Annotated in this window: 9 protein-coding genes and 1 pseudogene; 8 read left to right on the plus strand and 2 right to left on the minus strand. The window is 48.7% G+C overall.

Features of this window, described 5'->3' with window-relative positions; genetic code table 11:
• Position 1 precedes the first annotated feature (1 nt).
• The 4 genes and pseudogenes from AB1757_26000 (at position 2) to AB1757_26015 (ending at position 2155) form a co-directional block, all read left to right on the plus strand.
• Positions 2–286, plus strand: a pseudogene (locus AB1757_26000) (BrnT family toxin).
• Positions 270–527 carry a hypothetical protein gene (locus AB1757_26005; GenBank protein MEW6130515.1) on the plus strand — a complete coding sequence of 86 codons (258 nt, stop codon included), beginning with the start codon at positions 270–272 and terminating at the stop codon, positions 525–527. Before AB1757_26000 ends, AB1757_26005 begins: the two are co-directional and overlap by 17 nt.
• A gap of 136 nt (positions 528–663) precedes the next feature.
• On the plus strand, positions 664–837 hold the full coding sequence (locus tag AB1757_26010) for a hypothetical protein (protein MEW6130516.1): 174 nt from the start codon (positions 664–666) through the stop codon (positions 835–837).
• Positions 821–2155, plus strand: a complete 1335-nt coding sequence (locus AB1757_26015) for an APC family permease (protein MEW6130517.1) — start codon at positions 821–823, stop codon at positions 2153–2155. The genes AB1757_26010 and AB1757_26015 overlap by 17 nt, the downstream gene beginning before the upstream one ends.
• A 54-nt stretch (positions 2156–2209) precedes the next feature.
• Here AB1757_26015 and AB1757_26020 read toward each other — a convergent pair whose 3' ends face one another.
• Positions 2210–3355, minus strand: a complete 1146-nt coding sequence (locus tag AB1757_26020; protein MEW6130518.1) for a hypothetical protein — start codon at positions 3353–3355, stop codon at positions 2210–2212.
• A gap of 212 nt (positions 3356–3567) precedes the next feature.
• Here AB1757_26020 and AB1757_26025 point away from each other — a divergent pair, with 212 nt between their 5' ends.
• Complete coding sequence (locus AB1757_26025) at positions 3568–5166, plus strand: long-chain-fatty-acid--CoA ligase (GenBank protein ID MEW6130519.1); 1599 nt, start codon at positions 3568–3570, stop codon at positions 5164–5166.
• 173 nt (positions 5167–5339) lie between these two features.
• Here the strand turns inward: AB1757_26025 and AB1757_26030 are convergent, their stop codons facing one another.
• Positions 5340–6908 carry a phosphoenolpyruvate carboxykinase gene (locus AB1757_26030; GenBank protein MEW6130520.1) on the minus strand — a complete coding sequence of 523 codons (1569 nt, stop codon included), beginning with the start codon at positions 6906–6908 and terminating at the stop codon, positions 5340–5342.
• A gap of 309 nt (positions 6909–7217) precedes the next feature.
• On the opposite strand from AB1757_26030, the gene speA reads away from it, so the two are divergent.
• The 3 genes from speA to AB1757_26045 all read left to right on the plus strand — a co-directional run bounded on the left by speA (position 7218) and on the right by AB1757_26045 (position 10798).
• On the plus strand, positions 7218–9116 hold the full coding sequence (gene speA, locus AB1757_26035; protein MEW6130521.1) for a biosynthetic arginine decarboxylase: 1899 nt from the start codon (positions 7218–7220) through the stop codon (positions 9114–9116).
• Positions 9117–9201: 85 nt separating this feature from the next.
• Positions 9202–10257 carry a deoxyhypusine synthase family protein gene (locus tag AB1757_26040; GenBank protein ID MEW6130522.1) on the plus strand — a complete coding sequence of 352 codons (1056 nt, stop codon included), beginning with the start codon at positions 9202–9204 and terminating at the stop codon, positions 10255–10257.
• Between the two features lie 181 nt (positions 10258–10438).
• Positions 10439–10798, plus strand: a complete 360-nt coding sequence (locus AB1757_26045; GenBank protein MEW6130523.1) for a hypothetical protein — start codon at positions 10439–10441, stop codon at positions 10796–10798.
• Positions 10799–11054: the final 256 nt, after the last annotated feature.

The following is an 11054-nucleotide window of genomic DNA, read 5'->3' on the forward strand; positions in this document are numbered from 1 at the left end:
AATGGCGATAAAGTTTGAGTGGGATAAAAACAAAGCGGCGGCGAATTAAAAAAAACATGGCGTTAGTTTTCAAGAAGCAAAAACCGTTTTCAACGATTCGTTAGCATCCATTTTTGATGATGAGTATCATTCGTCAGAAGAAAGACGCGAAATCATTATCGGCTACTCTGCGAATCAGCAGTTGTTATTAGTTTGTTTTACGGAGAAAGCAGAAGATGTGATTCGCCTATTCAGCGCGCGGTTGGCAACCAAAAATGAAAGAAAAGATTATGAAGAAAACGCCTAAAACTAAACCCTCAGATGACCTGCTTCCGGAGTACAGATTTGATTACCGTAAAGCAAAGTCTAATCGTTTTGCGGCACGGCTGAACCCCGAGCAGCTAACTATCACGCTTGACCCTGATGTCTCAGAGGTTTTTAAAACCTCTGAGTCCGTAAACAAAGCTTTGCGCGCGTTGATTTCAGCGATACCTGAACCCGTATCAAAAAGGCGCCGCGTAGTAAACGTAAAGAAAAAAATTGCTTAACCTGAAAAATACTTCGTATGAACGAGAGTTAATCCGGTGAGCAAAGACGATGTCATCAAAATTAAGAACGCTTATTGAATCATTCGTAAAGACCCGCAGGATTTAGTTGACATAAGCCGTTTGAAGGAAATTGAAGATGAAAGTTGATATGTCGCCGGAAGCCATTGATGCGCGTTTGACGCTCACCTCGGAATTACTGAATCTTTGTCTCTCGCTTGGCAAAGCTAAACCTGTCCCGCAAAATTCAGATGCACCAAAAGAAACAGCAGCACAAAACACATCTTCAAACCTTAATGAAACAACAAACTGATACCGGACTTGTCAGAGGGATTCGCCGCTGGGATTTGGTTGCGGTGGCGATTAACGGCATTATTGGCGCAGGGATTTTCGGGCTACCATCGAAAGTCTTCGCGCTCATCGGCGCTTACAGCCTCATCGCCTTTGTCGCCTGCGCCATCGTGGTCGCGCTCATCGTGCTCTGTTTTGCCGAAGTCAGCAGCCGTTTTCAAGCAACCGGCGGACCTTACCTCTATGCCCGCGAAGCCTTCGGGTCGGTCATCGGCTTTGAAGTCGGCTGGCTCATCTGGCTGGCAAGGCTTACGGCATTTGCCGCCAATTGCAATCTCCTGGTCGATTATCTCGGTTATTTTTTCCCGCAAGCGACAACTACTATTTGGCGAGCGGTGGTGATTATCACCGTTGTTGGGTTAATCACCTCGGTCAACATCATCGGGGTACGCGATTCGGCGCGTCTCAGTAATGTTTTTACCATCGGAAAGCTTTTGCCGATTTTTCTGTTTGTCGTTGTCGGGATGTTTTTCCTCACGCCGCAGAATTTTTCGGCAACTGCGCAACTCGGTTATCAAACTTTTTCGACCTCGGTGCTGACCATGATTTATGCGTTTACGGGGTTTGAGATGGCAGTGATTCCGGCAGGCGAAATTCGCGACCCGCAACGCAATTTGCCGATGGCATTGTTGACGGCGATTGCGCTTGTCGCCGTTGTTTATCTCGGCATTCAAGTCGTCTGCATCGGCACGCTGCCGCAACTTGCCACTTCGACCAAACCGATTGCCGATGCGGGCGGTTTATTTTTAGGCAGAGCCGGGGGCGCAATCATCACCGCAGGCGTGTTGGTTTCCATCTTCGGAAATCTTCATGTGTTGATTCTCGCGGCGTCGCGATTGATTTACGCGATGGGCGAAGGCAAAGAGATTCCGCGCATCACCGCCGCTACTCATAAGCGTTTTCACACCCCGCACATCGCCATTTTGATTACCGCAATGGTGATGCTCACGCTTACGCTTTCGAGTTCGTTTTACAAGCAGGTCAATCTGAGCGTTATCGCCAGGCTCTTCTCTTACGCGATGACGGTTGCGGCGCTCATTGTGTTGAGAAATCGAACCACTGCGCCCGCTGCGATGTTCAAAGCGCCTGCGGGAATCGTTGTTGCCATCGTCACGCTACTACTCATCGTCTGGTTGTTATCGAATGCAACGCTGCTTGACATCCGCGATTCGGCAATTGCCGCCGGCGTCGGTTTCGTGATTTATCTGGTTTATCGGTTTTCCGGGCGCAGTAATCCAGCAGAAAACCTAAGCGAAAGTAAAACGCTAGAGGGCGATTAAGTCTTTTCTTAAACCCTGGCGTCACTTGGCGATGGCCTTTGCAATCTGCGCGTATTAGCTGATTTTGTGAAGCGTCACCCGAATCCGGTCTTCTCCCTGCGTGAGATTGAGAATCATACGGTCTGCGGTTGACAGTTCATAGGTGCCTTCAACGAAAACCGCTTTGCTCTGCATCTCTTCCAGACGAATCGTGCGATTTGCTATATCGAAAGTCGAGAAATAATATTTCGGCTTCGGGTTTTCGGTTTTTATGGCGATACGAAAAGCGAAATCAAAATAAACCCGCTGCCAGACCGCCGCTTGCGAATCGCTTACCGGCAACTCATTCACGCGATATTCGGTGACTTCCCAAACGCCTTTCATTGTCGGCTCGATCCCGCTTGCATCCGATTTGTTCGCATAGTAATTCTCGCCAATCGTCGCCATAAAAAAAGCGGTAATTATCAAAGTTTTAATGACTCGTCGCCACTTGCTGGTTGGCGGTAATTGAATTGTCGGTTGCGCAAAAGTCCGATTATCCCAAAACAACGCTTTTAATCTGCGAAAATCCAAAAAGAGCAGAAAGTTCACCATTATCAGATAAAAACTGGAATAGAGTTTGACCGGAATGTGATGGGTGAAATTGATGATTACGATATTGGTGATGACCGGTAACAAAATCACTGCGCCCAAAGTGGTGGTGCGTCGAAACATCAACAGCATGGCGCTGATAATCTGCGCGGCGGCGACAAAGAGGGTGTAAGCGTATGAGTACCCGAAAAACCGCCACGTCAGTTGCAAACCTGAAAGCTCTCCGACCGCTGTGTCAAGGGTGCTTGCCGCCGAATAAAATTGTTGCCCGAAAACTTTGGCAAAACCATAGACCAGAAAAATATAAACCAACAGATAACGCACAGCGGTTTGCAGGTAATAGCGCGACGCTCCGACATTTTCCGAACGGCGTCGTTTCGCCTCTGCCCGGATGGTCATCACGACACCAACGGCAAGCGATAAAACCAGAGCGAGCAAATCAGCAGATTCAAAAAGCGCATACCGGGTATCTTCAAAAATCAGAGCCAGCGGTGAATTCACCCAAAACAGATAAACCGATAGCGCAGCTAAACTCCAACCCCAGAAATCGGTAAAGCGGTTTTCAAATTTTTCGAGCCAGTGGTGATTTTGCGGAATGAGTTGCGGTTGAGCAAGTTTCGTGTGTGCCATAACAGCGCGTTAAATCTCTCCAATTAAAATACACTTAAATTCGTTTGTTAAAGCCTCTGCCGGTTCTACGAGTTTGCTAAGCGAATTGGTTTGCTTGGCAGGTTTTCAGCAGTTTCGAGTTGAAGGTTTCTTGTGGTATTCTGAGCCGCGTCAGTTAAAACATCCGGCGAGCCAATCGTTCGCAACCTCAATTTAAATCAGGAGGCGTCACCTTGATCGTTCCGCTTAATGAATACGATTTTCTCAAACGCGCGCTGGTGGTTCACGCCAGCAAAGAAGCAATTGTGAGCGGCGACTTGCGACTCACTTATCAACAATTCGGTGAACGCATTTTTCGCTGGGCAAATTTAATGCGCTCGCTCGGCGTGCAAAAAGGCGACCGCGTCGCAATCCTGATGCCCAACAGCCACCGCATTCTCGAAGCCTTTTTCGGCACAGCGATTCTCGGCTCTATCCTGATGCCGATGAATTATCGTTTAGTGCCCGATGATTTTCAGTACATTCTCAATCACGGCGGCGCGCGCGTGTTAATCATCGAAGAAGAACTGGCTTCGCTCATTGAACCGATTCGGCAAAACCTTACCACTATCGAACATTTCATTGCAGCAAATGATGAAGGCACAATCACTGCTGAAGGCTGGGCGGATTACGAAACTCTCATCAGTCAAGCCTCAAGCGAAGAACCCGCACACGCAGAGATTGACGAAAATGAACCTTCGGCATTGCTCTATACATCGGGAACCACTGGACGCCCTAAAGGCGTGATGCTCACGCATCGCAACCTCTACATCAATGCCATGAATTCGATTTGCGAATTTGGCATTCGCGAAGACGACGTTTATCTGCACACCCTGGCGCAATTTCATTGCAACGGCTGGGGCGTGCCCTATGCGGTGACAGGGATGGGCGGCACCCACGTCATCATTCGTAAATTTGAACCGGCGGAATTTTTTCGATTGGTGAAAGATGAGCAGGTGAGTTTCGCTTGTATGCCGCCGACCATGATTAATATGGCGCTCAATCATCCGCTTGATGAAGCAACGCTGGCGGCTTTACCGAAACAGATGCGGGTTGGCACAGCCGGGTCAGCGCCGCCGATGGCAACCATTCAAGGGGCGCAGGAAAAATTCGGCTGGCGGGTGATTCAAATTTACGGACTCACAGAAACCGCGCCATTTCTTACGGTTTCAAAAGTCAAACCGTCGCAGAAAAATTTATCCCTGGAAGAAAAACTCCGCGTGCAGGCCAAAACCGGCTACCCGATGATTGGCGTTGACATTCGCGTCGTCGGTGACGAAGGCATGGATGTTGTGCCCGACAGCGGCGAGGTTGGTGAAGTGATTGCGCGTTCAAATGTCGTGATGGCGGGTTATTGGAATCAGCCCGATGCCACCAACGCAGTGATTGTTGACGGTTGGTTTCACACCGGCGATATGGCGTTAATCGATAGCGAAGGTTTCATCGAAGTCGTAGACCGCAAAAAAGATTTAATTATTTCGGGCGGCGAAAATATTTCTTCGATTGAAATCGAAGGCATGCTCTATAAGCATCCGGCGGTGCTCGAAGCCGCGATAATCGCTGCGCCCGATGAGAAATGGGGCGAAGTGCCTGTGGCGATGGTGGTGTTAAAGCAAGGCGCTGAGGCTTCGGAAAGTGAATTGATTGATTTTTGCCGCGAACACATGGCGCATTTCAAATGCCCGAAGAAGATATTTTTTGTCGAGGTGTTGCCGCGCACCGCAACCGGTAAGATTCAAAAAAATCAGTTGCGCGATAAATACTGGGGCGGACAAGCCAAGCGGGTGAATTAAAGTTGTTTGCGATTGGTTTTACTTTGAATCGGTTGAACGAGCGGTCTTTGACGGCGTCTTTAACCTCAGTAAATCGTTTTGCAAGCGGCTCCAAGTAACAGGAGTTTCTCAGTTTCCAAAATAAAAAAGGCGAGGATTATCTCGCCTTTTTTGTTCCCTATTTGATGGCTTGCTTATTCAATCGCCCGAGCGATTTCGGCATACAAGCCTTCCCACTTCTGCATGTATTCGCGACGCTCATTCTTCAAGCGTTCGACGATTTGGTTATATTCATCCATTCTGCCTTGCCGCTCATACAATTTGCGCGGTTGCAAAATGTCAGCGTCTTCGTGGGACATATCAGGAACGCTTGCGGCGACTTCATAACCGAAATCCGGGTCTATGTCCCATTCAATGGTGCTTTCGGCGATGGCTTTCACGATTGCCGATGAATGCGGAATGCGAACTTTTTTCGAGCGGTCGTCCGCGTCACCGCCGCCGACGCGCCCGGTGTTCAATAAATACACTTCCATTGGTGAACCTTCCAGAAGTTCCCAGAAGCGATTGCCCTGCATCGCATGTTTCATTGGAAAAAACGGATTGGTTCCCGGCACACGCAAAAACTTGCCGGCTTCGGCAGCGCCGCCCGCTGAGGTGCCGCGCGTTTCACCGAGCATAAAATAAGCTGCCGCCTGTGTGCGATTCAATCTCGCGACGCCGGGAATGATATTGTCATTGCGATTTAAAATTAACAGGAAATCGGCGGTTTTGATTTCCCGCGCATCCATCATGCCTTCGATGTCTGCCATCCGCACGACGGCACGACCATTTTGTGTGTAGCTCGTATTATAAAAATCGAGTTCGCCCCCGGCGTTTTGCGATACGTTTTCAAGATAAGCCGCCGTGCTCGTCACCGCGCGATAAATCGTCGGTTCATCTTTTTCATTCAAGCCGAAGGTTTTTGCAAAACAACCATTTTCGGTGGCGTAAACTTTGCCGCCCGGCATCAAGGCAACGAAATCATCCTGAACCGGCGATGAATTATTTTGTTTGGTAAATGTCGTGGTGGTCTTGCCGGTGCCGGAAAGCCCGATAATCAGCCCAACTTTATTGCTATCACCCACAGGAATAACTTTGCAGCCGGAATGCAAGGCGAGTCCGCCTTTGTCATAGACCAGTTTATTCCACATTCTCAGTCCGCCTTTTTTCGATTCGCCGAAATAATCGCTATTGAATACGCGGGTAATGCCGCTTTCCAAATCGACGGCAATCAAACGGTCTGAAGGATAGTCCGGCATTTGCAAATTCGGCGTATAGATGACGGTTAAGGTCGGTTCAAAACCGGCGAGTTCCTGATCGTTTGCAGGATAATAAAGGTGTTGCTGCATGGCGGCAACATTGGCATTGGCTCTTTCAATAATCAATCGCGCAGGAACGCGAAATTCGGGGTCGTTGCCGATGAAGCCGTCAACCACAATCATTTCCTGATGACGAATATAATCTTCTTGTAATTTAGTGACGCGTTCATATTCAGCGCGCGTGATGGTCAGTGAATCGTGATGTTCAGGCGTATCGGTGACCACATAGGTTGAGAGTTTAGAACGTGAATCAACACGGGTTTGAGTATTGGTATTGTTGTGAATCGTTGTACGCGTATTGGGCATCTCTTCGGTCAATTCCCTCAACTTTTCAGCCGAAGGATTCCAGACCAACTCTTTCGGTTCGACAGGAAGCCCTTTATATTTCGCGTGTGGTGTACTCATTATTATTCCTCCTGGGTATTTCTGAAACTACACAGGCTCAATCATAACCGAGCGCATTTCGGCGAGCAACAGGTAAGCAAAAAACCCTGATTTTCTTAGTAAATTTCGGTTTCTTTGTTCGCTTTCCCAACAAAATAGCGGGACTGTAGGAGCGGTGAGAAGCTGCCCGTAGAACCGCGGGTTCAGTCATTTGGCTGATTTTGGCGAATGAAAAAGTTTTTGACATGGCTGTAAAAAATTTGCTACAGTCAAAAACTCGCAAATGCGCCTGTTTCCAGGCTCTTGCAACCTTGTCAACGAAGGAAATAGATGAGAAATAACACACTGGAAGAGGTCGCTGAGACCTATGGTGTGGAGAATTGGGGAGCAGGATACTTCGAGGTAAACCGCAAAGGACATCTTGCTGTCCGACCTGCCGAAGGTGATCCACGTTCTGTAGATATTAAAGAATTGGTTGATGACCTCGTCGAGCATCGTAAGATTCAACTTCCAGTCCTTCTGCGATTCCCGCAAATTCTTACCAATCAACTGCGAAAACTCCACCGCGCGTTTAATGACGCCTGTCGCGAATTCGATTACAAAGGCGGTCATTTCCCGGTCTTTCCCATGAAGGTCAATCCGCGCCGGGAAGTAGTTGAAGAATTTCTCAAGGAAAGCAGTCGATATAATGTTGGCGTTGAAGCCGGGTCGAAAGCCGAACTCTACGCGGCTCTCTCTTTAGAACAGACCGCCGAATCCCTGCTGATCTGCAATGGCTTTAAAGATGAATCATTTATTACCCTGGCGATGATGGGAACCCAACTCGGCAAGCGTGTCGTCATCGTTGTCGAAAAACTCAATGAATTAAAGATGGTGGTGCGGCGCGCAGAGGAAACCGGCGTGCGCCCTATGCTTGGACTCAGAGCCAAACTCTATTCAAAAGGTTCGGGCAAGTGGGCATCATCGGGCGGTGAGTCTGCGAAGTTTGGGCTTACGCCTTCGGAGATGCTTGAGTGCATAAAAATTCTGCGCGAGCACGAAATGCTTGATACGCTAAAACTCTTGCACTTTCATATCGGTTCACAAATCACCGATATCAAGCGCGTCAAGAATGCCATGAAGGAAGCCGCGCGCGTCTATTCCAAGATTCGCCAGATGCATGTTGAAGTCGAATACCTGGACATCGGCGGCGGCATGGGCGTCGATTACGACGGCTCGAAAACCACCTTTGAATCATCAGTCAATTACACTTCACAAGAATTCGCCAACGATGTGGTGTACACCATTAAATCGGTTTGCGAAGATGAGAATGTTCCCGAACCCAATCTGGTTACGGAAAGCGGGCGCTTCATGTCCGCTTATCACGCCATCTTTGTGACTTCGATACGCGATGAAATCGAAACCTTTGCCGATGACCAACCGGAGGTCGAGGTCGATGAAGATGACCCGCAGGTGATTTTCGAGTTGAAAGAACTCTATGATGACATCAGCGCGAAAAATTATCGCGAATACTATCACGACGCGCTCGACCACAAAGAGGAACTGCACACGCAATTCAACCTGGGACTGATTAGTCTGGAAGACCGCGCCAAGGGCGAGGTTCTGTATTGGGAAGTCTGCGCCCGCGCCTCGAAATTTGCGCAGGGCGTAAAGGTGCAGGAAGAGGAATTCGACGAACTCAAAAAGATTCTCGCCTCGAAATATCTCTGTAACTTTTCCCTCTTTCGTTCGGCGCCGGATCATTGGGCGATTGGTCAACTGTTCCCGATTATGCCGATTCATCGATTGAACGAACCGCCTACCGATTATGCGACTTTCGTTGATATCACCTGCGATTCGGACGGGCACATAGACAGGTTCGTTGATTTGAAAGATGTGAAGGATGTTTTGGAACTGCATCCGTTCACCGGCGAGCCTTATTACATTGCGATTTTTCTGGTTGGCGCTTATCAAGAAGTCATGGGGAGTTTTCATAATCTGTTCGGACAGCCGAACGAAGCGCATATCGTTATTGATACGGATGGTCGCTATCACATTACAAAAACCATTCAGGGCAACCGCATCAGTGATATGATTAACCTTGCGCGTTATGACAAGAATCAAGTATTCGAGAATTTTCAACGCATGACGAAAGACCGTGTGGTCACTGGCAATTTATCGCAAGAGATAGCCGATAAATTGCTAGAGCAATACAAGCGCGACATCAACCGCTACACTTATCTTGAATAGAGTAGTCGGTAGTCGGTAGGCAGTAGTTGGCACAGCAGCCGCCACTGACTACCGGTTACCGGCTACCGACTACTGAGGTTATTTTATGATGATGAGAAGACAAAAAAGTGCAAAGTTTTTAACCAACCCCACCAAACCTGTGCAAATCGACCGTGACCGCTCGGTTTCGGGGATTCTCCAAAAAATGGAAGGCGCGGGCTTTCAGGCGCGGGCGCTTGCCGATTCACATAATCTCTGGATTGATATGCTGGCTGATAATGCCACGATTTTTCTGGGGCTTTCGGGCGCGTTGATCGCTTCGGGAATGCGACGGCTGATTTCCTACCTGATTAAAAATCATTATGTGGATGTGGTGGTCGCCAGCGGCACCAATCTCTTTCACGATTTGCATGAAACGCTTGGTCGTTATCATTACCAGGCGTCTGCCGGTATGAGCAACGCCGAACTTTACGAAGCGCAGGTCGGGCGTTTTTATGACACGCTTGCCAGCGAATATGAATATCGCGAAGCCGATGAATGGGTAGGCAATTTCGCCAATACGGTTGACCACATGCGCCCCTATTCGACCCGCGAATTTTTGCATCTGCTCGGTCGTGAGCTTTCCGAAATCGCTACCGAAGACGGCATTTTAACTTCGGCTTATAAATCGAAAGTGCCGGTGTTCTGCCCCGGCATTGCGGATTCGGCAATCGCTGTCGGCATCGCCGCTTCGCGCATCAATCGCAAAAATCCGTTTCAATTCGACATCATTCAAGACATGGTTGACGCGGCGCAAATCGTTTCGCGTTCGGTCAACACCGGCGTCGTCCTGTTTGGCGGCGGCGCGCCGAGAAACTTCTTGCAACAGGCGGAAGTCACCGCGTCGATTATCAAGCAATCGGTTCGCGGTCACAAATACGGCATTCAAATCGGACTCGATTTACCGGAATCAAGCGTCAATGCCGGACGCACATTCGATGAAGCGCAAACCTGGGGGCGCGTCGCCAAAGATGCCAAGACCGTCACCGTGCTTTGCGACCCGACGATTGCCTTGCCGATTCTCGTCACTTCGCTTTCGCAGACCGGAACCAAGGCGTTGAAATCGCGTCGTCGTCCGAATTTCAGTTTCGGCAAAGACCTGGCGGTGAATTTCGGCAGTTAAGTTTTAATCGCGCCAATCAACTTTGCACATTTTATTGATTCGTCGGGGGCGAAGTGAAATCAGACTCAATCGGGTTTGAATTCACTTCGCCCCGATTTTTTAGAATCCGGTTGCGCAACGGCAGGCTTTCGATAATTATCTTCATTCTCACACCAATCACCCGAAATTGAACGAGGAATGTGTGCCTTTCCGAGCGATATTGCAAAAGTTGGTCGAAAACGTTGAGGGCGCAGTGAGCGCCATCCTCATCGAAGCGGATGGCGAAGCGGTGCAATGGTTCACCGTAGGCGACGATGAGCAATTGCGTTTGCGCGCCGCTTATGTGGTCATCGCTGCGGTGTCAGGTAGAGAAACGCTTAATAAATTAGGGGTAAAACGCGAAAAACCGATATTGATGGAGTACGCGGGCGCAACCTTCATCGTCGAAGAATTAGACAAGAATTACTACCTCATACTGGAAATCCTGCCAACCGCCAATGTCGCCATTGCGACCTATAAATTTCTTCCGGTTGCCGAACAACTGCGCAAAGAAATCGCATAGTGCGATTTGATGGCATCTCAAGAATAACTGAACTCCATTGAGTAAGCGGTCTCTGACCGCGAATCAGCATCCGATTCAAGCCTCGCAGGTTTTCACTTGGTTTTGCGATTGGGCAGAAATGAAATACCTAAGTACACCGTTTTCTAAGTTTTTACGTCTTTTAGTCATTTAGTTTTATCATGAAAAAAGAACATATAAAACTAAGCGAAAAAGATGAGAGTTATTTGACAGCCCTGATCAGCAAAGGTCAACAAAA

It is taken from the genome of Acidobacteriota bacterium, from assembly GCA_040754075.1.
Classification (GTDB): Bacteria; Acidobacteriota; Blastocatellia; order UBA7656; family UBA7656; genus JBFMDH01.

Coding starts and splice junctions, on each gene's coding strand:
- AB1757_26030 (MEW6130520.1), bottom strand. CDS start 6,908: ATGAGTACACCACACGCGAAATATAAAGGGCTTCCTGTCGAACCGAAA.
- AB1757_26040 (MEW6130522.1), top strand. CDS start 9,202: ATGATGATGAGAAGACAAAAAAGTGCAAAGTTTTTAACCAACCCCACC.
- speA (MEW6130521.1), top strand. CDS start 7,218: ATGAGAAATAACACACTGGAAGAGGTCGCTGAGACCTATGGTGTGGAG.
- AB1757_26015 (MEW6130517.1), top strand. CDS start 821: ATGAAACAACAAACTGATACCGGACTTGTCAGAGGGATTCGCCGCTGG.
- AB1757_26005 (MEW6130515.1), top strand. CDS start 270: ATGAAGAAAACGCCTAAAACTAAACCCTCAGATGACCTGCTTCCGGAG.
- AB1757_26010 (MEW6130516.1), top strand. CDS start 664: ATGAAAGTTGATATGTCGCCGGAAGCCATTGATGCGCGTTTGACGCTC.
- AB1757_26020 (MEW6130518.1), bottom strand. CDS start 3,355: ATGGCACACACGAAACTTGCTCAACCGCAACTCATTCCGCAAAATCAC.